Here is a 24,920-nt window from a genome sequence, read left to right on the forward strand (position 1 = left end):
GCTTGCTGCTGTGCTGTTCACTCCCTGCGTAAACTGCGCCAGAGGGCGGCGACCATCAGCACGCTGACCGCCGCCCAGCTCCAGGCCTGATGATTGTGCAGCCCTTCCTGATACAGCTGTGGCGCAATCCCCGCGCCGATGATCAATGCCAGCAGCGCCATTTCGGCCCGGCGCGCCGCCACCGGCCTCAGCAGGTAGACCAGCGCCGGCAGTAGCAGCGCTGCGCTGGGGAAGCTGCGATAACGCGGATCGAAGACCATCGCCAGCATGCTCACCGCTGCCGCAAACCCTGCCGCCAGCAGCCACCAGCCCGCACGCGCCTCGAGCCAACTGAACAGCCGCTCGCGCCAGCCTTCGCGACGGGCCAGGGCCAATGCGCCGTGGGCCAGTACCAGCAGGTTCAAGCCGGCCAGCAGTACTGCCCACAGCCACTCTCCGGCAAACCGCGCGTTGGTGCGCATCAGTTCGCCCCACAGCCCCAGGCTGCCTGCGCCGACAGCAGCCAGCAGCGGCAGCAGCCATGCCGCACGCGCCTGCGCCGGGCGCCCGGCCAGGGCCAGGGTCGCCAACACCAGCAAACTGCTGGCCAACCACCAGCGTGGCCACAACGGCAGGTTGCTGACCGGCCCCTCCAGCACGCCCTTGTCGTGCCGGTCGGCATCGTACAGCCCCCAATAACCGCCCACTGCGCCCTCGCTGGCACGTTTCCAGGGCTGGTCGAAGGCTTCGATCAGGTTGTAGTGCCAGCCGTTGGCTTCGGCCATGGCGACGAAACCGCGAACGAAGCGTGCTTCGTTGACCCGGCTGGGTTCGGCGGTTTCGCGCTGGCGGCCCTCGCTGGGCCAGCCGGTCTCGCCGATCATGATGTCCTTGGGCGCGAAGCGCTCGCCGAACTCGCGACGCACCTGCGCGACATGCGCCAGCGCATCGTCGATGCCGCGCGGGTCGTCCTCCCAGTACGGCAGCAGGTGGATGGTCAGGAAGTCCACGGCAGGAGCCACCTGCGGATGCTGAAGCCAGAACTCCCAGACATCGGCATAGGTGACCGGCACCTGCACCTTGCTTTTGACCCGAGCGATGAGCTCGGCCAGGCGCTGGCCGGTGACTTCCTTGCGCAGCAACGCCTCGTTGCCGACGATCACCGCGCTGACCACGTCAGGGTTGGCGTTGGCGGCCTCGATCAGCAATGCCACTTCCTTGTCGGTGTCCACCGGGTTGGCATTGACCCAGGCACCGAGCATCACCTTCAGCCCGTGCTTGCGTGCCAGCGCCGGGATCGCCTCGAGCCCGGTCATCGAATAGGTGCGGATGCACTGGAAGCGCTCGGCGAGCAACGCCAGGTCGGCGTCCATGCGCGCCGGGCGCAGGCGAAACGGTTGGTCGAAGGGCGACTGGTCCTTGTCGAATGGCGTGTAGGAGGCGCACTGCAGCTTGTGCGTCGGGCTGGCTGCATCAGGCAGGTGCACCGGCCTGCCCAGGCCATGCCAGAGTGCACCGAGGCCAAGCACGGCGAACAGGCAGGCGATCAGGTAGGGCAGGGTAGTGCGGGGCGTGCTGGGCATCGAGCGGTCCATCGTCTGGCGCGGTTCATCGGTTGAGAGTCGCTGATAGTAGCCCGGCGTCAACGCTTTGGCATGCAAGGATCGCGCAGAAACCTGGCCCCGGGTGACGTTAATGGCCAAGTGCTGTCGCTTATCGTTGGGTGAGTGTCGCTGACGGAGCAGGTCGCGCGTCGCCGCAGGTTGATGATGCAATCTCCAAGACTTGACGAGGGGATGCTTTGATGTCGACTACAACAAGAATGCGACGTTTCCTGGGTGTGACCGGCGCCCTGGTTCTGGCCATGGGCGCTGCGCAGGCGATGGCCAAGGAAGTGAGCATCGGTTACGTGGACGGTTGGGCCGACAGCGTCGCCACCACCAACGTGGCTGCCGAAGTGATCAAGCAGAAGCTCGGCTACGACGTCAAGCTGCAGGCCGTGGCCACCGGGATCATGTGGCAGGGCGTGGCGACCGGCAAGCTCGACGCCATGCTCTCGGCCTGGCTGCCGGTGACGCACGGCGAGTACTGGAGCAAGAACAAGGATAACGTGGTCGACTTCGGCCCCAACTTCAAGGACGCCAAGATCGGCCTGATCGTACCTGAATACGTCAAGGCCACCAGCATCGCCGACCTCAAGACCGACGCCAGTTTCAAGCAGAAGATCGTCGGCATCGACGCAGGCTCCGGGGTGATGCTCAAGACCGAGCAGGCGATCAAGGACTATGACCTCACCGGCTACAAGCTGACCGCCAGCTCCGGCGCGGCGATGACCGCCGAGCTGGGCCGTTCGTACGCCAAGCAGCAGTCCATCGCCGTGACCGGCTGGGTGCCGCACTGGATGTTCGCCAAGTGGAAACTGAAGTTCCTCGAGGATCCGAAAGGCGTGTATGGCGCTGCCGAAACCGTCAACAGCATCGGCAGCAAGGAGCTGGCGAGCAAGGCGCCGGAAGTGGCCGAGTTCCTCAAGAAGTTCCAGTGGCAGTCCAAGGACGAGATCGGCGAGGTGATGCTGGCCATCCAGGAGGGCGCCAAGCCTGAAGCGGCGGCCAAGGACTGGGTGGCCAAGCATCCGGAGCGGGTCAAGGAGTGGACGGGTAAATAACCGATAGGGCCAATGGGTACTTTTCGCGGGTAAACCCGCTCCCACAAAGTGCGCATTGGCCCTGACTTTGTTACTTGAATGGTAAAAGACTGTTGCATCTAAGACTAAGGTCGTCTGGTTGGCGTCCACCGGCAGCATAAAGTTAAGGCGGGTTCTCCCCTTACTGTGTTGCTGCTAGGACAAAAACAATGAACGACAGCATCTACCGATCGATACAAGAAAGTCCGCGCTTCAAGGAGCTGGTCACCAAGCGCGAGCGGTTTGCCTGGATTCTCTCGGCGATCATGCTCGGCCTCTACTGCGCCTTCATCCTCCTCATCGCCTATGGCCCGCAGATCCTCGGTGCCAAACTCAGCCCCGGCTCGTCCATCACCTGGGGCATTCCGCTCGGTGTCGGCCTGATCGTGTCGGCCTTCGTCCTCACCGCCATCTATGTGCGGCGTGCCAACGGCGAGTTCGACGAGCTGAACAAGGCGATCCTCAAGGAGGCGCAGCAATGATTCGTAAAACCTTGGCCGTCCTGGCCTGCGGTGCTTTCGCACCCGCCGTATGGGCTGCCGATGCAATCAGCGGCGCAGTGCAGAAACAGCCGTTGAACATGTCGGCGATCATCATGTTCCTGGCCTTCGTCTGCTTCACCCTGGGGATTACCTACTGGGCATCGAAACGCAACAAGTCGGCGTCGGACTACTACGCTGCCGGCGGGCGCATCACCGGATTCCAGAACGGCCTGGCGATTGCCGGTGACTACATGTCGGCTGCCTCCTTCCTGGGGATTTCCGCACTGGTGTTCACTTCCGGCTACGATGGCCTGATCTACTCGATCGGCTTCCTCGTCGGCTGGCCGATCATCCTCTTCCTGATTGCCGAGCGCCTGCGCAACCTGGGCAAGTACACCTTCGCCGACGTGGCTTCCTATCGCCTCGGGCAGAAAGAAATCCGCACCCTCTCGGCCTCCGGCTCGCTAGTGGTGGTGGCCTTCTACCTGATCGCGCAGATGGTCGGCGCGGGCAAGCTGATCGAACTGCTGTTCGGCCTGGACTACCATGTCGCGGTGATCCTGGTCGGTATCCTGATGTGCCTGTACGTGCTGTTCGGCGGCATGCTGGCCACCACCTGGGTACAGATCATCAAGGCGGTGCTGCTGCTCTCCGGTGCCAGCTTCATGGCGCTGATGGTGATGAAGCACGTGGGCTTCGATTTCAACACCCTGTTCTCCGAGGCGATCAAGGTGCACGCCAAGGGCGAGGCGATCATGAGCCCGGGCGGTCTGGTCAAGGACCCGATCTCGGCCTTCTCGCTGGGCCTGGCACTGATGTTCGGTACCGCCGGCCTGCCGCATATCCTGATGCGCTTCTTCACCGTCAGCGACGCCAAGGAAGCGCGCAAGAGCGTGCTGTATGCCACCGGCTTCATCGGCTACTTCTACATCCTGACCTTCATCATCGGCTTCGGCGCGATCCTGCTGGTCAGCACCAACCCTGACTTCAAGGACGCCGCAGGCGCATTGCTGGGCGGCAACAACATGGCCGCGGTGCACCTGGCCGATGCCGTGGGTGGCAGCATCTTCCTCGGCTTCATCTCGGCGGTGGCCTTCGCCACCATCCTGGCAGTGGTTGCCGGCCTGACCCTGGCCGGTGCCTCGGCGGTTTCCCACGACCTCTACGCCAGCGTCTGGCGCAAGGGCAAGGCCAACGACAAGGACGAGATCCGCGTGTCGAAGATCACCACCGTCGCCCTGGGCGTACTGGCGATCGGCCTGGGCATCCTGTTCGAGAAGCAGAACATCGCCTTCATGGTCGGCCTGGCCTTCTCCATCGCCGCCAGCTGCAACTTCCCGGTGCTGCTGCTCTCGATGTACTGGAAGAAGCTGACCACCCGCGGCGCCATGATCGGCGGCTGGATGGGCCTGATCAGCGCAGTGGGCCTGATGATCCTCGGCCCGACCATCTGGGTGCAGATCCTCGGCCATGAGAAAGCCATCTACCCGTACGAGTACCCGGCACTGTTCTCCATGATCATTGCCTTCGCCGGTATCTGGTTCTTCTCGATCACCGACAAGTCCAAGGCCGCCGACGACGAACGTGCACTGTTCTACCCGCAGTTCGTCCGTTCGCAGACCGGTCTGGGCGCTTCGGGTGCGGTCTCGCACTGATACTCGAGCGCTGAATGAAAACGCCCCGCAATGCGGGGCGTTTTCATTTGGCAGGGAGGTGGGCGTCATATCATTCCGAGCAACAACAGCACCAGCAGCACCACCAGTACGGCGCCGACGATACCGGACGGGCCATAGCCCCAGCTGCGCGAATGGGGGAAGACCGGTAAGCCACCGATCAGCAGCAGGATCAGGATGATGATGAGGATCGTGGTCATGGGCGGAGTCCTTGCGTGGTTGGGGGTCAAGGGCCTCGAACTGCCGGCCTCTTGTAGATTCGGACCGGCGCCGCCTGGGAAAGATTCCATTTGAGTGTCGCCTCGCTTGGCGGCTGATTGCCTGGACACTGACCGAACGGTCATGGCCATCCATTCACTATCCTGATGGACCCTGCCTGGCTGGCCGGGCTTGATTAGACTCGGTTGCAAATCAGTCGGCACAAGGCCAGTCACCATGCAAAACCGCATCATGATCACCGGCGCAGGTTCCGGTCTGGGCCGCGAGATTGCCCTGCGCTGGGCTCGGGAGGGCTGGCGCCTGGCGCTGGCGGATGTCAACGAAGCAGGCTTGCGCGAAACCCTGGAACAGGTCCGTGAAGCGGGCGGCGACGGCTTCGTGCAGCGCTGCGATGTGCGCGACTACAGCCAGCTGACCGCCCTGGCCCAGGCCTGCGAGGAACAGTTCGGCGGCATCGACGTAATCGTCAACAATGCCGGTGTCGCTTCGGGCGGGTTTTTCGCCGAGCTGTCGCTGGAAGACTGGGACTGGCAGATCGCGGTCAACCTGATGGGCGTGGTCAAGGGCTGCAAGGCGTTCCTGCCGATGCTCGAGCGCAGCAAGGGGCGCATCGTCAACATCGCGTCGATGGCGGCGCTGATGCAGGGGCCGGGGATGAGCAACTACAACGTGGCCAAGGCCGGCGTGCTGGCGCTGTCGGAGAGCCTGCTGGTGGAGCTGCGTCAGCTCGAGGTGGGGGTGCACGTGGTCTGCCCGTCGTTCTTCCAGACCAACCTGCTCGACTCCTTCCGCGGGCCGAATCCAGCGATGAAGGCGCAGGTCGGCAAGCTGCTGGAGGGCTCGCCGATCAGCGCTGCCGACATTGCCGACTACATCCATGCCCAGGTCGCTGCCGGCGAGTTCCTGATCCTGCCGCACGAGGCCGGGCGTGACGCCTGGCGCCTGAAATGCGAGAAGCCGCAGGCGCTCTACGACGAGATGGCCGGCATGGCGGTGAAGATGAGGGCCAAGGCGCGCTAGTGGTGGCTTGTCTGTAGGGTTTTTTACCTTGGCGGGTAGGTCTGGTCTATTTAATGAGTGAACAATTGAATAGGCCGGATCCCCGTAGCAGGCTCGGATTTTCCCTCGGTCTGGAGGATCGGAGCATGCTGGTAATCGGACGCGAACTGGGTGAGGTGATCACCATCGGCGACAACATTCGCATCAAGGTCATGGCCATCGAGGGCGGTGTGGTGCGCTTCGGCATCAGTGCGCCGCGGGAGGTGGTGGTGCATCGGGCCGAGATCCACAAGCGCATCAAGGAACAGGAGCTGGAGCGCAGTACGTCGAGCTAGTCCAGCAGTTCCCGGGGCACATCATGTTTGGCCAGTAGTTGGCACTGCTGGCTTTCAAGGTCGAAGAGGATGAACGCCTGGCCCTTGGCCAAGGCCTGGCGCACGCGCAGCACGCGGGTTTCCAGCGGGGTGTCGTCGCCGTTGTCGGTGCCGTCGCGGGTGACGAAGTCTTCGATCAGGCGGGTGAGGGTATCGGCTTCGAGTTGGTCGTAAGGGATCAGCATGATGGTTGTCGGCTTGGGCAGATTGGGCTGCATGCTACTGGAAAGTGGCGATGGGACGTTAATCGCTGGCGGGCCTTTTCGCCGGCGTCCCCGCGAAAAAGGCCCGCCAGCAGGTTCAGCTCTTGTTGCCGACCAGGCTGTCCACCGCCGGCACCCGGGTGTCGCTTTCCATCTGAGCATCGTGCTCCAGCTGATGGCTGAACCGCTCCAGGGATGCATTGGCCGGCTGCGAGTCGCTGGCGAACACCGGCGGGCTGAGCAGGTAGGCCGACAGCAAGCGGCTCAGCGCGGCCAGGCTGTCGATGTGGGTGCGCTCGTAGCCATGGGTGGCGTCGCAGCCGAAGGCCACCAGCGCGGTACGGATGTCGTGCCCGGCGGTCACCGCCGAGTGGGCGTCGCTGAAGTAGTAGCGGAACAGGTCGCGGCGCACCGGCAGGTCCTGCTCGCCTGCCAGCTTGAGCAGGTGGCGCGACAGGTGATAGTCGTAAGGGCCGGAGGAGTCCTGCATGGCCACGCTCACTGCGTGTTCGCTGGATGCCTGCCCCGGTGCTACCGGCGCGATGTCGATACCGACGAACTCGCTGACATCCCACGGCAGCGCACCCGCCGCGCCGGAGCCGGTCTCCTCGGTGATGGTGAACAGCGGGTGGCAGTCGATCAAGGGTTGACGGCCGCTTTCCACCACCGCCTTGAGGGCCGCCAGCAACGCCGCCACGCCAGCCTTGTCGTCCAGGTGGCGGGCACTGATATGACCGCTGTCGGTGAATTCCGGCAACGGGTCGAAAGCGACGAAGTCGCCGATGCCGATGCCCAGCGCCTCGCAATCGGCGCGGGTGGCGCAGTAGGCGTCCAGGCGCACCTCGACATGCTCCCAGCTGACCGGCATCTGGTCGATCGCGGTGTTGAAGGCGTGTCCGCTGGCCATCAGCGGCAGCACGCTGCCGCGAAACACGCCGGTGTCGGTGAACACGCTGACCCGGCTGCCTTCGGCGAATCGGCTGGACCAGTGGCCTACCGCCGACAGTGCCAGGCGGCCGTTGTCCTGCAATTGGCGCACGCTGGCGCCGATGGTATCCAGGTGCGCCGAGACCGCGCGGTCGGGCGAACTCTGGCGACCCTTGAGCGTGGCGCGGATGGTGCCGCGGCGGGTCAGCTCGAAGGGGATGCCCAACTCGTCGAGGCGCTCGGCCACGTAACGCACGATGGTGTCGGTGAAGCCGGTGGGGCTGGGGATGGCGAGCATCTCCAGAAGCACGCGCTTGAGGTAGTCCAGGTCGGGTTCGGGGAGTGGTTCGGACATGGGTACTCCTTGGGGACTTTGCGGGCCTGTTCGCGGGCAAGCCCGTTGCCACGGTGATGCCCGCGAACAGGCCAGCAGATTCAGGCCAGAGGCCGGCTATGCGGGAACAGCAGGTCGACGAAGCGCTCGGCGGTCGGCTGCGGTTCATGGTTGGCCAGCCCGGCACGTTCGTTGGCTTCGATGATCACGTAGTCCGGCTGCTGCGCATCGCGGACCATCAGGTCAAGGCCCACTACCGGGATCTCCAGCGCCCGCGCAGCTCTCACCGCCGCGTCGGCCAGCACCGGGTGCAAGTGTTCGGTGACATCTTCCAGGGTGCCGCCCGTGTGCAGGTTCGCCGTGCGCCGTACCGCCAGGCGCTGGCCCGCCGGCAGCACGTCTTCGAAGCCCAATCCGGCGGCGCGCAGGGTGCGCTCGGTTTCCTCGTCCATCGGGATGCGGCTTTCGCCTCCGGTGGCCGCCTGGCGACGACGGCTCTGGGCCTCGATCAACGCCTTGATGGTGTGCGTGCCGTCGCCGATCACCTGGGCCGGATGGCGGATGGCTGCGGCCACCACTTCGAAGCCGATCACCAGGATGCGCAGGTCGAATCCGGCGTGGAAGCTCTCCAGCAGCACGCGGCTGTCGAAACGCCGCGCCTGTTCCACAGCGTGGCTGATCTCTTCGTACTCGGTGAGGTTGACTGCCACGCCCTGGCCCTGTTCGCCGTCTACCGGCTTGACCACCACCGCGCCATGCTCTTCGAGGAAGGCCAGGTTGTCGTCGGCGTTGCCGGCCAGTTGCTGGGCGGGCACCTGCAGGCCGGCATCGTGCAGCACCTTGCGGGTCAGGCGCTTGTCCTGGCACAAGGTCATGGTGACGGCACTGGTCAGGTCGCTCAGCGACTCGCGGCAACGGATCCGGCGGCCACCCAGGCTCAGGGTGAACAGCCCGGCGCTGGCGTCGTCGACCTGCACCTCGATGCCGCGGCGCAGGGCTTCGTTGACGATGATGCGCGCGTAGGGATTGAGGCCGGCTTCGGGACCGGGGCCGAGGAACAGCTCCTGGTTGATGCCATTCCTGCGCTTGACCGCGAAGGTGGGCAGGTTGCGAAAGCCGAGCTTGTCGTAAAGCCGCTTGGCCTGGCGGTTGTCGTGCATCACCGACAGGTCGAGGTAGGCCAGGCCACGGCTCATGAAGTGCTCGACCAGGTGACGCACCAGCACCTCGCCGACGCCCGGTCGGCTGCACTGCGGGTCGACCGCCAGGCACCACAGGCTGCTGCCGTGCTCCGGGTCGTCGAAGGCCTTGCTGTGATTCAGGCCCATGACACTGCCGATCACGGCGCCGGTGTCTTCGTCCTCGGCCATCCAGTACACCGGCCCGCCCAGATGACGCGGAGTGAGCAGCTCGGGGTTGACCGGCATCATGCCGCGCGCCTGGTACAGCGTGTTGATCGCCTGCCAGTCGCCCTCGGCCTGAGCGCGGCGAATGCGAAAGCCACGGAACACGCGCTGGGCCGGGCGGTAGTCGGTGAACCACAGGCGCAGCGTGTCGGACGGGTCGAGAAACAGCTGCTGCGGGGCCTGGGCCAGCAACTGCTGGGGGGCGGCCACGTACAGGGCGATGTCGCGCTCGCCGGGCTGCTCATCGAGCATGGCGTCCGCCAGCTGCGCAGGGTCGGGGTAGGTGTGGCCGATCAGCAACCGTCCCCAGCCGCAGTGCACCGCACGCGGTTGATCGTGCGGTTCGCTGCCGTCGCCGGCCAGGCGCGCCTGCAGGCGTTCGTAGGAGGGCGCCTGGCCGCGCAGCAGGCGCTGGCCGTAGGCACTATGGGCTTTCATCGGTCAGATTCCTTGTTCGCTGAGCCACAGGTTCAGGGCCGCCAGTTGCCACAGCTTGGAGCCGCGCAACGGCGTGAGCTGGCCGTGGGGATTGCTCAGCAGGCGGTCGAGCATGGCCGGGTTGAACAGGCCCCGGTCCTGGCTCGGATCGGTCAGCAGCTCGCGCACCCAGTCCAGGGTCGCGCCCTGCAGGTGCTTGAGGCCGGGCACCGGGAAGTAGCCCTTCTTGCGGTCGATGACTTCGTGGGGAATGACTCGTCGCGCCGCCTGCTTGAGCACCTGCTTGCCACCGTCAGGGAGCTTGAAGCGTGCCGGAATGCGTGCCGAGAGTTCGACCAGGCGGTAGTCGAGGAACGGCGTACGTGCCTCCAGGCCCCAGGCCATGGTCATGTTGTCGACGCGTTTGACCGGGTCGTCGACCAGCATCACCGTGCTGTCCAGGCGCAGCGCCTTGTCCACGGCATGTGTGGCACCGGGGCGGGCGAAATGCTCGCGGACGAAATCACCGGCTGCATCGTTGTCCAGCAGCCAGGGCGCCTGCACGGTGTCGCGGTATTCGGCATGGCTGCGGTCGAAGAAGGCCTCGCGGTAGGCGGCGAAGGCGTCATCGGCGCCGTCCACCTGCGGGTACCAGTGGTAACCGGCGAACAGCTCGTCGGCACCCTGGCCGCTCTGCACACCCTTGCAGTGCTTGGCGACTTCGCGCGACAGCAGGTAGAAGGCGATGCAGTCGTGGCTGACCATCGGTTCGCTCATGGCGCGGAAAGCGGCGGGCAACTGATCGATGATCTCGTGCTCGGCGATGCGCAGCTTGTGGTGACGGGTGCCGTAGTGGCGGGCGATCAGGTCGGAATACTGGAACTCGTCGCCGCGTTCGCCGCCGGCATCCTCGAAACCGATGGAGAAGGTCGACAGGTCGTCCACGCCCACTTCGCGCAGCAGACCGACCAGCAAGCTGGAGTCGACACCGCCGGACAGCAGCACGCCGACATCCACTGCCGCACGCTGGCGGATCGCCACGGCATCGCGGGTGGCGTCGAGCACGCGGGTGGTCCAGCCTTCGAGGTCGAGGTCCTGCTCGTCTGGGTGGGGGCCATACTGCAATTGCCACCAGGTCTGGCGCTCGACTTCGCCATGGCGGTCGATGCGCATCCAGGTGCCGGGTTCGAGCTTCTGCACGTTGGCCAGCAGGGTGCGCGGGGCGGGCACCACGGCGTGGAAGTTGAGGTAGTGATTGAGCGCCACCGGGTCGATCATCGGGTCGATGTCGCCGCCTTTGAGCAGCGCTGGCAGGGTCGAGGCAAAACGCAGGCGCTCGCCGTTGCGCGACAGGTACAGCGGCTTGACGCCCAGGCGGTCGCGGGCCAGGAACAGGCGCTGGTTGTCGCGTTCCCAGATGGCCAGGGCGAACATGCCGTTGAGCTTGGGCAGCAGGGCCGCGCCCCAGGCGTGATAGCCCTTGAGCAAGACTTCGGTGTCGCCTTCGGACCAGAAGCTGTAGCCCAGGTCCTGCAGTTCCTGGCGCAGTTCCGGGAAGTTGTAGATGGCGCCGTTGAACGCCAGGGACAGGCCGAGGGTATTGTCGACCATCGGCTGCGCCGAGCCGTCGGACAGGTCCATGATCTTCAGGCGCCGATGGCCGAGGGCAATCGGCCCCTGGCTATGGAAGCCCCAGGCATCGGGCCCGCGTGGCGCCAGATGGTGGGTGATGCGCTCGACCGCGGCGAGATCCGCCGGGCGGGGGGCTTGGTTGATGGGGGTGAAACGCAACTCTCCTGCTAATCCGCACATAAGTCCTTACCGGTTTTGCCGTTGGGGAAAGAGTGCCCTCCCATGGGGCACCTTAAGGAACTGACCCAGGGGATTTGCGGGAGTTTTAGATCAATCTGTTATATGTGGCGGATGGTGCTCCGTTTTCCGGGATCACCTTTCATTTGCCGCGAATCAGCCTGCGCAGTATGAAACGGTTTGGATGACAGGCCTCGGCCACAGCCCGAGGCACCGGCAATGGTTCGCCACTGGCCCAGGCAGCAATCAGCTCGCCGCTCAGCGGCGCGGTGATCAGGCCGCGTGAGCCGTGGCCGCTGTTGACGTACAGGCCCTCCAGCCAGGGGCAGTCGATGGCCGGAACCTGTCGGGCATCCTTGGCCAGCATTGAATAGGCCGCGTTGAATGCAGCAGGATCGGCCAGCGGCCCGACGATCGGCAGGTAGTCGGGGCTGGTGCAGCGAAATGCCGCCCGCCCCTGCAGCTGCGCCGGATCCAGTGCGCCGGTATCGAGGCGCTGCGCCAGGTCGGCAGAAATCGCCTCAAGCAGGCCAAGATTGCTGGCGTGTTCGCTGGCAGTGGGGGCGAGGTCGAGGCTATGGAAGTCGAAACTGGCGCCGAGGGTGTGCTCGCCGTCGCGTGCCGGTGCGACATAGCCGTCGGCGCAGACCACGGTGCCCAGCGCCTGGCTTCTGGCGGTCTGCGGCAGTCGGCTGATCTGGCCGCGAATACGCTTGAGCGGCAGTTCGGCACACGCCGCGAAGTTGCAAACATCCGCCGCTGCGGCCAGCACCACCAGCGGTGCACTGGCCAGCAAGCGGTCGCCGTCCCAGGCTTGCCAGAGGTCATCGACCCGGCGCAGTTCGAGCACCTGGTGATGCGTCAGCACACGGATGCGCGGGTGCTGCAGCTGCGCCCGGCACAGCGCAGGCGGATGCACCCAGCCGCCCTCGGGGTAGAACAGCCCGCCGCTGGCCAGGTCGACACCGGCGACCGCTTCGGCCTGCTCGCGATCCAGGCAGTGCAACAGGCTGCTGTCGAAGGCGCTGGCCAGCTTGGCCTGGCGCTCGGACTCCTTGGCGTCGAAAGCCAGTTGCAACACGCCGCAGTCGTCCCAGTCCTGGCCACGCTGCAGGCGCTCGAGCCAGCGGCGGGTGTAGCCGAACCCGGCCAGAATCATCTGTGACAAGGCGGTGCCATGCGCCGACAGCTTCAGGTACAACACGCCCTGGGGGTTGCCTGATGCCTCGCGGGCAGGGGCATCGTGGCGCTCCAGCACCTCGACCTGCCAGCCACGGGCCGCCAGGCTGGCGGCACTGGCACAACCGGCCAGCCCGGCGCCGATCACCAGCGCATGGCGCGGAGCCTGCACGGGGGCCGGGCGTGCATACCAGGGAGCGGGTTGTGGCGGCGTCGGCAGGTCTTCAGGCCAGCCGACGAATTCTCCCCCCATCACTTCCCACTTCTTGCCCAGCCCCGGCACTTTCTTGATCGTGAAACCGGCTGCTGCCAGGCCCCGGCGTACCCAGCCAGTGGTGGTGAAGGTGCCCAGCGTGGTGCCCGGTCGCGACAGCCGCGCCAGCTGTGCGAACAGCTCCGGGGTCCACATGTCGGGGTTCTTCGCCGGGGCGAAGCCGTCGAGAAACCACGCGTCGACCGGGGCATCGAGCAGCGGCAGCTGCTCCAGCACATCGCCGACCAGCAGGGTCAGGGTGACCCGGCCCTGATCGAAGCTGAACTGCTGGTAGCCCGGGTGCACGGCCACGTACTGCGCCAGCAGCGGCCCGCTGAAGGGCGCCAGCTCCGGCCACAACGCGGCGGCACGGGCGAGGTCGGCACGGGTGAGCGGGTACTTCTCGACGCTGACGAAATGCAGTCGCGCTTCGTGGTGGGCCGTTTCGGCGAACAACTGCCAGGCGCAGAAGAAGTTCATGCCGGTGCCAAAGCCCGTCTCGCCGATCACCAGGCAGGCGTGCGCGGCCAGTTCGGCAAAGCGCCGGGCCAGGTGGTTGCGCTCGAGGAACACATACACCGTTTCATGCACGCCTTCGTTCTTCGAGAAGTAGACGTCGTCGTATTGCCGCGAGTGGGGGCGGCCCTGGTCGTCCCAGTCGATCTGGGCGTGCTGGGGGAGAGGGGTGTCAGGCATGGTCGGTTCGGCTGGCAGTGAAGCGGGGATTTTATGTCATCTGCGCAGCGCGCGCCTTACCCGCTGCAGCGAAGAGGCGCGCAAGCCGGGCGTGCAATCCGCTACTCTTGCTTATCCATCGAAGGAGTGAGTCATGTTCGAATCCGCGGAAATCGGTCACAGCATCGACAAGGAAACCTACGAGGCCGAGGTGCCGGCCCTGCGCGAAGCCTTGCTGGAGGCTCAGTTCGAGCTCAAGCAGCAGGCGCGCTTTCCGGTCATCGTGCTGATCAACGGCATCGAAGGTGCCGGCAAGGGCGAGACGGTCAAGCTGCTCAACGAGTGGATGGACCCGCGGATGATCGAGGTGCTGACCTTCGACCAGCAGACCGACGAGGAGCTGGCGCGTCCGCCGGCATGGCGCTACTGGCGTGCATTGCCGCCCAAGGGGCGGATGGGCGTGTTCTTCGGCAACTGGTACAGCCAGATGATCCAGGGACGGGTGCACGGGCGCTTCAAGGACGCGGTGCTGGACCAGGCCATCAACGGCGCCGAGCGCCTGGAACAGATGCTCTGCGACGAAGGCGCGCTGATCATCAAGTTCTGGTTCCACCTCTCCAAGAAACAGATGAAGACCCGGCTCAAGGCCCTGCGCGACGATCCGCTGCACAGCTGGCGCATCAGCCCGCTGGACTGGCAGCAGTCGCAGACCTACGACCGCTTCGTGCGTTTCGGCGAGCGTGTGCTGCGCCGTACCAGCCGCGACTACGCGCCCTGGCATGTGATCGAAGGCTTCGATCCGCACTACCGCGCACTGGCCGTGGGGCGCATCCTGCTCGAGAGCCTGCAGGCCGCCTTGGCCAATGCGCCGAAGGGCAAGCACCAGGGCAACGTGGCGCCCCTGGGTCGCAGCATCGACCAGCTGAGCCTGCTCGGTGCCCTGGACCTCACCCAGCATCTGGACAAGCACGACTACCAGAAGCAACTGGTGGCCGAGCAGGCGCGCCTGGCCGGGCTGCTGCGCCACAAGCGCATGCGCGAGCACGCCCTGATCGCCGTGTTCGAGGGCAACGATGCCGCCGGCAAGGGTGGGGCGATCCGCCGTGTGGCGGCAGCGCTGGACCCGCGCCAGTACCGCATCGTGCCGATCGCCGCACCCACCGAGGAAGAGCGCGCCCAGCCCTACCTGTGGCGCTTCTGGCGCCATGTGCCGGCGCGCGGCAAATTCACCATCTTCGACCGCTCCTGGTACGGGCGCGTGCTGGTGGAGCGGGTCGAGGGTTTCTGCAGCCCGGCCGACTGGATGCGCGCCTACGGCGAGATCAACGATTTCGAGGAGCAGTTGAGCAATGCCGGCATCGTGGTGGTGAAGTTCTGGCTGGCGATCGACCAGCAGACCCAGCTGCAGCGCTTCGAGGAACGTGAGGAAATCCCGTTCAAGCGCTACAAGATCACCGAGGAAGACTGGCGCAACCGCGAGAAATGGGACGTCTACGCCGAAGCCGTGGGCGACATGGTCGACCGCACCAGCACCGAGATCGCGCCCTGGACGCTGGTGGAGGCCAACGACAAGCGCTGGGCCCGGGTCAAGGTGCTGCGTACCATCAACGACGCGCTCGAGGCGGCGTTCGCCCGGCACAAGAAGTAGGCGAGGCAGGCGACTGCGGGGCAGCCATGCCCCGCGGGAATGACCTGATGAATTCTTTTCCCGTCATCTTTTCCCGGTCGCGCGGCCCAAGCCCTTAGAATCCAATCACCCCCGCACCAGGGCATTGATCGAGGACACCATGCACATTTCTTCCGGACGCTGGGTCTACGGCCTGTGCCTGGCGCTGCTGACCGCGCTGCTCTGGGGCATCCTGCCGATCAAGCTCAAGCAGGTGCTGCAGGTCATGGACCCGATCACCGTCACCTGGTACCGCCTGCTGGTCTCCGGTGGCTTGCTGTTCGCCTGGCTGGCCGCCAATCGACGCCTGCCGCCGTTCCAGCGTCTGGGGCGCAAGGGCATCGGGCTGGTGGCGGTGGCCGTGTGCGGGCTGATGGGCAACTATGTGCTTTATCTGGTCGGCCTGAAGCTGCTCAGCCCGGGCACCGCGCAGCTGGTCGTGCAACTGGGGCCAGTGTTGCTGCTGGTGGCCAGTGTGTTCGTGTTCAAGGAGCGCTTCAGCCTGGGCCAGGGGCTGGGTCTGCTGGTACTGCTGGGCGGATTCGGGCTGTTCTTCAACCAGCGCCTGGAAGAGTTGCTGACCTCGCTGGGGACCTATACCACCGGTGTACTGACGATCATCCTGGCGACCAGCATCTGGGTGTTCTATGCCCTGAGCCAGAAGCAGTTGCTGACGGTGTGGCATTCGCAGCAGGTGATGATGGTGATCTACCTGTGCTGCGCGGCGCTGCTGACGCCCTGGGTGCACCCGCTGGAGGCGTTGCAGTTGACGCCAGTGCAGGGCTGGTTGCTGCTGGCGTGCTGCCTGAACACTCTGGTCGCCTACGGCGCATTTGCCGAGGCGCTGGCGCATTGGGAGGCATCGCGGGTGAGTGCGACCTTGGCCCTGACGCCACTGGTCACCTTCATTGCGGTGGCGCTGTCGGCCTGGGTGTGGCCTGAGTTCGTGCATGCCGAGCAGATCAATGCGCTGGGCTATGCCGGGGCGGTGACGGTGGTGGCGGGATCGGCGCTGGTGGCGCTGGGGCCTTCGCTGATCGCGGGGTGGCGGGCGCGGCGGGGCAGGGAGGCAGGGGTTCACTGACAATCGGCGCCGACCTCTTCGCGGGCTTGCCCGCGAAGAGGTCACTATCGGCCGAGGATCAGCCCTTGGCGCCAGGTGCCAGCATGTTTTCCGGCCGTACCCACTGGTCGAACTGCTCGTTGGTCAGGTACTTGAGCTCCAGCGCCGCCTCGCGCAAGGTCTTGCCTTCGCTGTAGGCCTTCTTGGCGATTTCAGCGGCCTTGTCGTAGCCGATGTGCGGATTCAGCGCCGTCACCAGCATCAGCCCGCGCTCCAGGTGGGCGGCCATCTGCTCGGCGTCCGGCTCGATGCCGGCCACGCAATGCGCCTGGAAGTTGCTGCAACCGTCGGCCAGCAGCTCGATCGACTGCAGCAGGTTGTGGATGATCACCGGCTTGAACACGTTCAACTGCAGGTGGCCCTGACTGGCCGCGAAGCCGATCGCCGCATCGTTGCCCAGTACCTGGCAGGCCAGCATCGACAGCGCCTCGCACTGGGTCGGGTTGACCTTGCCTGGCATGATCGAGCTGCCTGGTTCGTTGGCCGGCAGGCGCACTTCGGCAAGCCCTGCACGCGGCCCGGAACCGAGCAGGCGCAAGTCGTTGGCAATCTTCATCAAGGCCACAGCCAGGGTCTTGAGCGCGCCGGCCAGGCTGGTCAGCGGTTCATGGCCGGCGAGGGCGGCGAACTTGTTCGGTGCGGTGACGAACGGCAGGCCGGACAATGCGGCCAGCTCTGCGGCGATGGCTTCGGCAAAGCCGTGTGGGGCGTTGAGGCCGGTGCCGACGGCAGTGCCGCCCTGGGCCAGCTCACAGACCGCCGGCAGGGTGGCGCGGATGGCGCGCTGGGCGTAGTCGAGCTGGGCGACGAAGGCCGAGACCTCCTGGCCGAAGGTGATGGGCGTGGCGTCCATCATGTGCGTGCGGCCGGTCTTGACCAGGTTGGAGTGGCGCGCCGACAGCTCGGCCAGGCCCGAAGACAGTTCGGCGATGGCCGGCAGCAGCTTGCCGTGCACGGCCTGGGCCGCGGCGATGCTCATGGCGGTGGGGAAGCAGTCGTTGGAGCTCTGCGAACGGTTGACGTGATCGTTGGGGTGCACCGGCGTCTTGCCGCCGCGGCCCTTGCCGGCCAGTTCGTTGGCGCGCCCGGCGATCACCTCGTTGACGTTCATGTTGCTCTGGGTGCCGCTGCCGGTCTGCCAGACCACCAGCGGGAACTGGTCGTCGTGTTCGCCGTCGAGCACTTCGTCGGCGGCCTGTTCGATCAGGCGAGCGATGTCGGCAGGCAGGTCACCGTTGCGGTCATTGACCCGGGCCGCGGCCTTCTTGACCAGCGCCAGGGCGTGCAGGACAGCCAGCGGCATGCGCTCCTTGCCGATGGCGAAGTTGATCAGCGAGCGCTGGGTCTGCGCACCCCAATAAGCGTCCTCTGGAACTTCGACCGGGCCCAGGCTGTCTGTCTCGATACGGCTCATACTGCATTCACTCCATTGTCAGTTCGAGTGCGCAGTTTAGGCCTTGATCCACCCGGGCGGTCAATCGCTCGTCTTCCCACTTGAGTACAGCGCCTCACGCGGCGCAGAATGCTCTACTCTGAGGTATCCGCCTCACCCTCTCATGAAGGAATTGCAATGACCCGTCTCCGTGTCCTCTTTGCCGCCGTCGCCCTGGCCTGTGCCAGCGGCCAGGTCCTCGCCGCCACCGCCAGCCACAACGCCGCCGCCGAGAAGTTCCTGACCCTGGCCAATGCCGACAAGCTGGGCACCCCGGTGTACATGCAGGTCCAGCAGATGTTCGCCCAGCGCTTCGAGCAGACCAAGGCTCCGGCAGCGAAGAAATCCGTGCTCGACAGCTACCAGGCCAAGGCCAACGCTGCCCTGGACAACGCCATCGGCTGGAAGAAGCTCAAGCCGCAGATGGTCAACCTGTACACCGCGACCTTCAGCGAGCAGGAGCTCAACGACCTGGTCAAGTTCTACGAGTCGCCGCTGGGCAAGAAAGTCCTGCGCGAAATGCCCAAGGTCACCCAGCAGTCGGCCCAGCTGACCCAGCAGAGCCTGGAGCCTGCGGTGCCGGTGGTGAACAAGCTGCTGGACGACATGACCAAGGAACTGGACCCGAACGCTGGCAAGGCCGCCGCCCCGGCGAAGAAGTGAGCCTGAACCGATGAGCATGCAGCAACGCATCGAACAGCAGCTGGCGGCGCTTGGCGACCTGCACCTGCAGGTGCTGAACGAAAGCCACATGCACAGCCGTGGGCAGGAGACGCACTACAAGGCGGTGCTGGTCAGCGAGCAGTTCGCCGGGCTGAACAGCGTCAAGCGCCACCAGAAGGTCTACGCCACCATGGGCGAGCTGATGGGCGAGATCCACGCCCTGGCCATCCACACCTACACGTCCGAGGAATGGGCGAAGGTCGGGGTGGCGCCAGCTTCGCCGGTGTGTGCCGGCGGCGGGCACTGAAACCTTTCCGTCGTTCTGGTAGAATCCGCGTCATCGGGGGGCCGCTTTTGCGGCCCCCTCGCTTTTCGTCAAACCCGGTCCGCCCCTTACGAGGGCAACCACCTGGAGATACAGATTCATGTCCCAACCGATCGTCGTGGCGGCGCTCTACAAGTTCGTCACCCTCGAAGACTACCTCGACCTGCGCGAGCCACTGCTCAAGACCTTGCAGGACAACGACGTCAAAGGCACCCTGCTGCTGGCGCTCGAGGGCATCAACGGCACCGTTTCCGGTACCCGTGAAGGCATCGACGGCCTGCTGGCCTGGCTGCGCAGCGACCCGCGCCTGGCGGATGTCGACCATAAAGAGTCGTACTGCGACGAGCAGCCGTTCTACCGCACCAAGGTCAAGCTCAAGAAAGAGATCGTCACCTTGGGCGTACCGGGCGTCGACCCCAACAAGCAGGTCGGCACCTATGTCGAGCCCAAGGACTGGAACGCGTTGATCAGCGACCCTGAAGTGCTGCTGATCGACACCCGCAACGACTATGAAGTGGCCATCGGCACCTTCAAGGGCGCCATCGACCCCAAGACCGAGACGTTCCGCGAGTTTCCCGACTATATCAAGGCCAACTTCGACCCGAGCAAGCACAAGAAGGTCGCGATGTTCTGCACCGGCGGCATTCGCTGTGAGAAGGCGTCCAGCTACATGCTCGGTGAAGGCTTCGAGGAGGTCTATCATCTCAAGGGCGGGGTCCTGAAATACTTCGAGGAAGTGGCTCAGGAAGAAAGCCTCTGGGACGGCGACTGCTTCGTCTTCGACAACCGGGTCACGGTGCGTCACGACCTGAGCGAGGGCGAGTACGACCAGTGCCATGCCTGCCGCCATCCGATCGATGCACAGGATCGCGCGTCCGAGCATTATTCGCCCGGGGTGAGCTGCCCGCACTGCTGGGACACCCTGAGCGAGAAGACCCGGCGCAGCGCCATCGACCGCCAGAAGCAGATCGAACTGGCCAAGGCGCGCAACCTGCCGCATCCGATCGGTTACAACTACAAAGCCGAGGCCTGAGCCATGACCGCCCGCCTGCTCTACGTGATGGACCCGATGTGCTCCTGGTGCTGGGGGTTTGCGCCGGTGGCCGAGGCGCTGATCGCCCAGGCGCGTGACGCCGGGGTGCAGGCGCACCTGGTGGTGGGCGGCCTGCGCAGCGCCAGCAGCGCGCTGGACGGCTCGACCCGCAAGTACATCCTCGAGCACTGGCAGGCGGTGGCCGAGACTACCGGCCAGGCGTTCCGCTTCGAAGAGGCCATGCCCGATGGTTTCGTCTACGACACGGAACCGCCCTGCCGGGCGCTGGTGGCCGCGCGCGAGCTCGACGCCGAGCGTGGCTGGGGCTTGCTCAAGCTGATCCAGGCTTCGTTCTACGAGCAGGGCGTGGATGTCACCCGCGCCCCGCAATTGCTGGACCTGGCCGAACAGGCCGGTTTCGACCGCGAGCGCTTTTCCGACGCGTTCTCCAGCACCGAGGTCCGTGATCGCACGGCCGCCGACTTCAGTTGGGTCCAGGATCTGGGCATCGCCGGCTTCCCGACCCTGCTGGCCGAGCGCAATGGCCAGCTGGCGCTGCTGACCAACGGCTATCAGCCACTCGAGCGCCTGCAGCCGTTGCTTGGCCGCTGGCTGGAGCAGGCCGCCTGTGCTTGACCTGCCAGGGTCCCCAGACCCTGTGCCAGGGCAGCCTGCCGCTGCGCACGACCGACTGAGCTGGGCACAGATTCGCCGCCTGGCCCTGCATCACAAGAAAGCCCTGTGGACCGCCAACCTGGTGGCCGTGCTCGCTGCCGTCTGCAGCGTGCCGATCCCTCTGCTGCTGCCGTTGCTGGTGGACGAAGTGTTGCTGGGCCACGGTGATGCCGCGCTGAAGTGGATGAACCAACTGCTGCCCGTCCAGTGGCAGGCGCCGGCCGGCTACATCGGCCTGATGCTGGCGGCCACCCTGTCGCTGCGGCTTGCCTCGCTGGCGTTCGGCGTGATCCAGGCCCGCCAGTTCGCCAGCCTGGCCAAGGATATCGTCTACCGCCTGCGTATCCGCCTGATCGAGCGGCTCAAGCGCATCTCGCTCAAGGAATATGAAAGCCTGGGCAGTGGCACGGTGACCACGCACCTGGTCACCGACCTGGACACCCTGGACAAGTTCGTCGGCGAGACCCTGAGCCGCTTCCTGGTGGCCATGCTGACCCTCACCGGCACCGCGGCGATCCTGATCTGGATGCACTGGAAGCTGGCGCTGCTGATCCTGCTGTTCAACCCCCTGGTGATCTACTTCACGGTGCAGTTGGGCAAGCGCGTCAAGCACCTGAAGAAGCTCGAGAACGACAGCACCGGACGTTTCACCCAGGCACTGAGCGAGACCCTCGACGCCATCCAGGAGATCCGCGCCAGCAACCGCCAGGGCTATTTCCTCGGCCGCCTGGGCGTGCGCGCCCGGGAGGTGCGTGACTACGCGGTGGCCTCGCAGTGGAAAAGCGATGCCAGTGGCCGTGCCAGCGGCTTGCTGTTCCAGTTCGGCATCGACATCTTCCGTGCCGCAGCGATGCTGACGGTGTTGTTCTCCGACCTGTCGATCGGACAGATGCTGGCGGTGTTCAGCTACCTGTGGTTCATGATCGGGCCGGTGGAGCAACTGCTCAACCTGCAATACGCCTACTATGCCGCCGGCGGCGCGCTCAGCCGCTTGAACGAGTTGCTGTCGCGCGAGGACGAGCCGCAATACCCGGCCGCTTGCGACCCGTTTGCCGGGCACCAGACAGTAGGCATCGAGGTGCGCGACCTGCGCTTTGCCTACGCCGACGAGCCCGTGCTGGAGCACCTCGACCTGTCCATCGCCCCGGGCGAGAAAGTCGCCATCGTCGGTGCCAGCGGCGGCGGCAAGAGCACGCTGGTGCAACTGCTGCTGGGGCTCTACAGCGCCCAGGCCGGAACCATCCGCTTCGGCGGCGCCAGCTTGCAGGAAATCGGCCTGGAAACTTTGCGCGAGCATGTCGCGGTGGTGTTGCAGCACCCGTCGCTGTTCAACGACAGCGTGCGGGCCAACCTGACCATGGGCCGTGACTGCACCGATGAGGCGTGCTGGCAGGCACTGCGCATCGCCCAGCTCGAGGCCACCATCGCCGCGCTGCCCCAGGGGCTGGACAGCGTGGTCGGGCGTTCCGGCGTGCGCCTGTCGGGCGGTCAGCGCCAGCGGCTGGCAATCGCACGGATGGTGCTGGCCGAGCCGAAGGTGGTAATACTCGACGAGGCTACCTCGGCCCTCGACGCCGCCACCGAATACAACCTGCACCAGGCACTGGCGCGGTTTCTGAGCGGCCGCACCACCCTGATCATCGCCCACCGGCTTTCGGCGGTGAAACAGGCCGACCGGGTTCTGGTGTTCGACGGCGGACACGTGGCCGAGGACGGCGGCCACCAGCAGCTGATCGCCGAAGGCGGGCTGTACGCCAAGCTGTACGGGCATCTGCAACAGTCCTGATCACGCAGCGCCCCAATAGGCGCAATGGCCGCGACAAAAAGCCCCGCGCAATTATGGCAAATGGCCTACGCTGTGCTTGTCTGGGTCGATTTGTGCCATATCCGCTCTGTGACAGGGACTACATGAAGGGAAATCGGACTCTCGAAGCGCCAAGGTTGCTGGGAATCATCTGGCCCTTCGTCGCAGTGGTGGTTTTCCAGGTGCTGCTGGGCAGCCTCAGCCTTTATTCGCTTTCGGCCATGCGTGCCTATGTGGCCGGCGAGAGTCTGTGGTCCAAGGCACAGAAGGACGCCATCTATTACCTGAACCTCTACGCCGAAGGCCACGACGAGCGCATCTTCCAGCGCTATCGCCAGGCTATTGCCGTGCCCCAGGGCGATCGCCAGCTGCGGGTCGCTCTCGACCAGCCCGTGCCGGACCTGGACGCAGCGCGGCGCGGGATCCTGCAGGGTGGTAATCATCCCGAGGACGTCAACCGGATCATCTGGTTCTACCGCAACTTCAGCCAGGTCAGCTACATGCAGACCGCCATCAATCATTGGAACACGGGTGACGAATACCTTCGCCAGCTGGACGTGCTGGCCGGGGAAATGCGCGCCGGTTTCGCCGCGGGGCTGGCCGGTGCCCGCGAGGTCGCCGGCTGGAAGGCCCGGATCGTGGCCATCAACGAAGGGGTGACGCCGGCCGCCAAGGCCTTCAGCGATGCGCTGGGTGAGGGGTCGCGGGTGCTGCTGCGGGTACTGATGGTCACCAACCTGGTCACGGCGCTGTTTCTCATCGCCCTGGCCTGGCGCCGCTCGGCGCGGTTGCTGTCCCAGCGCCAGGCCTTTGCCAGCGCCCTGCAGGTCGAGCGAGAGCGGGCGCAGACTACCCTCGAATCGATCGGTGACGCGGTGATCACCACCGATGTCGAGGGCTGCATTGTCTATATGAACCCGGCTGCCGAGCAGCTCACCCACTGGCAGGCTGCCCAGGCCCAGGGCCTGCCGCTGGCGGCGCTGTTCAGCCTGCTCGATGAAAATGCCGAGAAGGACAGCCTGACCCTGGTCGAGCAGGTGCTCAGTGGCAGCCTCAAGGGCGGTGCCGAGCATGCGCGGTTGATCCAGCGCCTGGACGGCAGCACGGTGTCGGTCAATCTGGTCGGCTCGCCCATCCATACCGATGGCCAGATCAGCGGCATTGTCCTGGCCCTGCACGACATGACCCAGGAGCGGCAGTACATCGCCAACCTGTCCTGGCAGGCGACCCACGATGCCCTGACCGGCCTGGCCAACCGCCGTGAATTCGAGTACCGCCTCGAACAGGCGCTCAACACCCTGGCCCGGCAGTCGGGGCGCCATTCGCTGATGTTCCTCGACCTCGACCAGTTCAAGCTGGTCAACGACACCTGCGGGCACGCCGCAGGCGACGAGCTGCTGCGCCACATCTGCGCCGTGCTGCAGGCCGGTCTGCGCGAAGGCGACACGCTGGCGCGGCTGGGTGGCGATGAGTTCGGTGTGCTGCTGGAGAACTGCCCGCCCGACCAGGGCGAACGAATCGCCGAACACCTGCGCCAGACCGTGCAGAGCCTGCATTTCGTGTGGAAGGGCCGGCCTTTCGTCACCACCGTGAGCATCGGCCTGGTGCACATCGCCCAGTCGCCAGGCACCTTGGAGGCCTCCCTGCGCGCCGCCGACATGGCCTGCTACATGGCCAAGGAAAAAGGCCGTAACCGGGTACAGGTCTACCATGCCGACGACAGCGAGCTGTCGATGCGCTTTGGCGAGATGGCCTGGATCCAGCGCCTGCACGTGGCGCTGGAAGAAAACCGCTTCTGTCTCTATGCCCAGGAAATCGCGCCGTTGAAGAACGATGCCGGTGCCGGGCATCTGGAAATCCTCCTGCGCCTGCACGATGAAAGCGGCCGTACCATCCTGCCCGACAGCTTCATTCCCGCCGCCGAGCGCTATGGCCTGATGACCGCGCTCGACCGCTGGGTGGTGCGCAACGTGTTCATGGTCATTCGCCAGGCGCTGGACGAGGGGCGCAGCAAGCCGCTGGCGATGTGCGCGATCAACCTGTCCGGCACCAGCATTGGTGACGACAAGTTCCTCGAGTACCTGCAGCGGCTGTTTTCCGAGTACCAGATCCCGGCGCACATGATTTGTTTCGAAATAACCGAGACCAGCGCTATCGCCAATCTGGGAAGCGCCATTCGCTTCATCAATGAATTGAAGGGGTTGGGTTGCAAGTTCTCGCTGGACGATTTCTGCGCCGGAATGTCGTCATTCGCCTATTTGAAGCATTTGCCAGTAGACTTCCTGAAGATCGACGGAAGTTTCGTCAAGGATATGCTCGACGATCCCATCAACAGGGCTATGGTGGAAGTGATCAACCATATCGGCCATGTCATGGGCAAGAGGACCATCGCCGAGTTCGTCGAAACCCCGTTGATCGAGCAGGCGCTGCAGGAGATCGGCGTCGACTACGCCCAGGGCTATCTGATCGAGCGGCCGCAGGTATTCACCTGTGACAGCCTTCAGCGCCAACGCATGGCAGTAAGGCCCCTGATGCACCGGGCGCCAGGGACCTTCCGCTGACAGTAGTAGTCGTCCGGAAAATCACA

General features: G+C 65.2%; 21 protein-coding genes. 13 read left to right on the forward strand and 8 right to left on the reverse strand.

Going from position 1 to position 24,920, the window contains the following annotated elements:
* Nucleotides 1–17 precede the first annotated feature (17 nt).
* Nucleotides 18–1,574 (reverse strand): glycoside hydrolase family 17 protein, encoded by a 1,557-nt coding sequence (locus AC1TXO_RS07540; protein ID WP_486405730.1) that lies wholly within the window; start codon nucleotides 1,572–1,574, stop codon nucleotides 18–20.
* A 209-nt stretch (nucleotides 1,575–1,783) separates the two neighbouring features.
* Between AC1TXO_RS07540 and AC1TXO_RS07545 the strand changes: the two genes are divergently transcribed.
* From AC1TXO_RS07545 to AC1TXO_RS07555, 3 genes are all read left to right on the forward strand, one after another.
* Nucleotides 1,784–2,644, forward strand: a complete 861-nt coding sequence (locus AC1TXO_RS07545; protein ID WP_486405731.1) for a glycine betaine ABC transporter substrate-binding protein — start codon at nucleotides 1,784–1,786, stop codon at nucleotides 2,642–2,644.
* Nucleotides 2,645–2,832: 188 nt separating this feature from the next.
* A complete protein-coding gene (locus tag AC1TXO_RS07550) occupies nucleotides 2,833–3,144 on the forward strand; it encodes a DUF485 domain-containing protein (protein ID WP_486405732.1) in 312 nt (103 codons plus the stop codon).
* Nucleotides 3,141–4,799, forward strand: coding sequence for a cation acetate symporter (locus AC1TXO_RS07555; RefSeq protein ID WP_486405733.1), 1,659 nt, complete (start codon nucleotides 3,141–3,143; stop codon nucleotides 4,797–4,799). The genes AC1TXO_RS07550 and AC1TXO_RS07555 overlap by 4 nt, the downstream gene beginning before the upstream one ends.
* Nucleotides 4,800–4,864: 65 nt before the next feature.
* Here the strand turns inward: AC1TXO_RS07555 and AC1TXO_RS07560 are convergent, their stop codons facing one another.
* Nucleotides 4,865–5,017 carry a DUF3309 family protein gene (locus AC1TXO_RS07560; protein WP_065862157.1) on the reverse strand — a complete coding sequence of 51 codons (153 nt, stop codon included), beginning with the start codon at nucleotides 5,015–5,017 and terminating at the stop codon, nucleotides 4,865–4,867.
* Nucleotides 5,018–5,252: 235 nt separating this feature from the next.
* On the opposite strand from AC1TXO_RS07560, the gene AC1TXO_RS07565 reads away from it, so the two are divergent.
* A complete protein-coding gene (locus AC1TXO_RS07565) occupies nucleotides 5,253–6,056 on the forward strand; it encodes an SDR family oxidoreductase (RefSeq protein WP_486405734.1) in 804 nt (267 codons plus the stop codon).
* Nucleotides 6,057–6,181: 125 nt separating this feature from the next.
* A complete protein-coding gene (gene csrA / locus AC1TXO_RS07570; RefSeq protein ID WP_486405735.1) occupies nucleotides 6,182–6,370 on the forward strand; it encodes a carbon storage regulator CsrA in 189 nt (62 codons plus the stop codon).
* Here csrA and AC1TXO_RS07575 read toward each other — a convergent pair.
* The 5 genes from AC1TXO_RS07575 to mnmC form a co-directional block, all read right to left on the reverse strand.
* Nucleotides 6,367–6,594, reverse strand: a complete 228-nt coding sequence (locus tag AC1TXO_RS07575; RefSeq protein ID WP_054893888.1) for a YheU family protein — start codon at nucleotides 6,592–6,594, stop codon at nucleotides 6,367–6,369. The genes csrA and AC1TXO_RS07575 overlap by 4 nt on opposite strands.
* A 115-nt stretch (nucleotides 6,595–6,709) precedes the next feature.
* The gene (locus tag AC1TXO_RS07580; RefSeq protein WP_486405736.1) at nucleotides 6,710–7,894 is read right to left on the reverse strand and encodes an osmoprotectant NAGGN system M42 family peptidase; all 1,185 of its coding nucleotides are present in this window, start codon (nucleotides 7,892–7,894) and stop codon (nucleotides 6,710–6,712) included.
* An 80-nt stretch (nucleotides 7,895–7,974) separates the two neighbouring features.
* A complete protein-coding gene (gene ngg, locus AC1TXO_RS07585) occupies nucleotides 7,975–9,717 on the reverse strand; it encodes an N-acetylglutaminylglutamine synthetase (protein ID WP_486405737.1) in 1,743 nt (580 codons plus the stop codon).
* A gap of 3 nt (nucleotides 9,718–9,720) precedes the next feature.
* The gene (locus AC1TXO_RS07590; protein ID WP_486405738.1) at nucleotides 9,721–11,508 is read right to left on the reverse strand and encodes an N-acetylglutaminylglutamine amidotransferase; all 1,788 of its coding nucleotides are present in this window, start codon (nucleotides 11,506–11,508) and stop codon (nucleotides 9,721–9,723) included.
* Nucleotides 11,509–11,647: 139 nt separating this feature from the next.
* On the reverse strand, nucleotides 11,648–13,633 hold the full coding sequence (gene mnmC / locus AC1TXO_RS07595; protein ID WP_486405739.1) for a bifunctional tRNA (5-methylaminomethyl-2-thiouridine)(34)-methyltransferase MnmC2/FAD-dependent 5-carboxymethylaminomethyl-2-thiouridine(34) oxidoreductase MnmC1: 1,986 nt from the start codon (nucleotides 13,631–13,633) through the stop codon (nucleotides 11,648–11,650).
* A gap of 133 nt (nucleotides 13,634–13,766) precedes the next feature.
* On the opposite strand from mnmC, the gene pap reads away from it, so the two are divergent.
* On the forward strand, nucleotides 13,767–15,260 hold the full coding sequence (gene pap, locus AC1TXO_RS07600; protein WP_486405740.1) for a polyphosphate:AMP phosphotransferase: 1,494 nt from the start codon (nucleotides 13,767–13,769) through the stop codon (nucleotides 15,258–15,260).
* 139 nt (nucleotides 15,261–15,399) lie between these two features.
* Nucleotides 15,400–16,362, forward strand: coding sequence for a DMT family transporter (locus tag AC1TXO_RS07605; RefSeq protein ID WP_486405741.1), 963 nt, complete (start codon nucleotides 15,400–15,402; stop codon nucleotides 16,360–16,362).
* 58 nt (nucleotides 16,363–16,420) lie between these two features.
* On the opposite strand, the gene AC1TXO_RS07610 is transcribed toward AC1TXO_RS07605, so the two are convergent.
* Nucleotides 16,421–17,815: a class II fumarate hydratase gene (locus AC1TXO_RS07610; RefSeq protein ID WP_486405742.1), complete on the reverse strand. Its 1,395-nt coding sequence runs from the start codon at nucleotides 17,813–17,815 to the stop codon at nucleotides 16,421–16,423.
* A 156-nt stretch (nucleotides 17,816–17,971) separates the two neighbouring features.
* Here AC1TXO_RS07610 and AC1TXO_RS07615 point away from each other — a divergent pair, with 156 nt between their 5' ends.
* The 6 genes from AC1TXO_RS07615 (at nucleotide 17,972) to AC1TXO_RS07640 (ending at nucleotide 24,894) form a co-directional block, all read left to right on the forward strand.
* Nucleotides 17,972–18,496: a DUF2059 domain-containing protein gene (locus AC1TXO_RS07615; protein WP_486405743.1), complete on the forward strand. Its 525-nt coding sequence runs from the start codon at nucleotides 17,972–17,974 to the stop codon at nucleotides 18,494–18,496.
* 10 nt (nucleotides 18,497–18,506) lie between these two features.
* Nucleotides 18,507–18,803, forward strand: coding sequence for a BolA family protein (locus AC1TXO_RS07620; protein WP_486405744.1), 297 nt, complete (start codon nucleotides 18,507–18,509; stop codon nucleotides 18,801–18,803).
* A gap of 118 nt (nucleotides 18,804–18,921) precedes the next feature.
* Nucleotides 18,922–19,854, forward strand: a complete 933-nt coding sequence (gene trhO, locus AC1TXO_RS07625) for an oxygen-dependent tRNA uridine(34) hydroxylase TrhO (protein WP_486405745.1) — start codon at nucleotides 18,922–18,924, stop codon at nucleotides 19,852–19,854.
* Between the two features lie 3 nt (nucleotides 19,855–19,857).
* A complete protein-coding gene (locus AC1TXO_RS07630; RefSeq protein ID WP_486405746.1) occupies nucleotides 19,858–20,490 on the forward strand; it encodes a DsbA family protein in 633 nt (210 codons plus the stop codon).
* Nucleotides 20,483–22,315 (forward strand): ABC transporter ATP-binding protein, encoded by a 1,833-nt coding sequence (locus AC1TXO_RS07635; RefSeq protein ID WP_486405747.1) that lies wholly within the window; start codon nucleotides 20,483–20,485, stop codon nucleotides 22,313–22,315. The genes AC1TXO_RS07630 and AC1TXO_RS07635 overlap by 8 nt, the downstream gene beginning before the upstream one ends.
* 122 nt (nucleotides 22,316–22,437) lie before the next feature.
* Nucleotides 22,438–24,894 (forward strand): EAL domain-containing protein, encoded by a 2,457-nt coding sequence (locus AC1TXO_RS07640; protein ID WP_486405748.1) that lies wholly within the window; start codon nucleotides 22,438–22,440, stop codon nucleotides 24,892–24,894.
* Nucleotides 24,895–24,920: the final 26 nt, after the last annotated feature.

The sequence above is a fragment of the Pseudomonas sp. FA117 genome, from assembly GCF_057370475.1.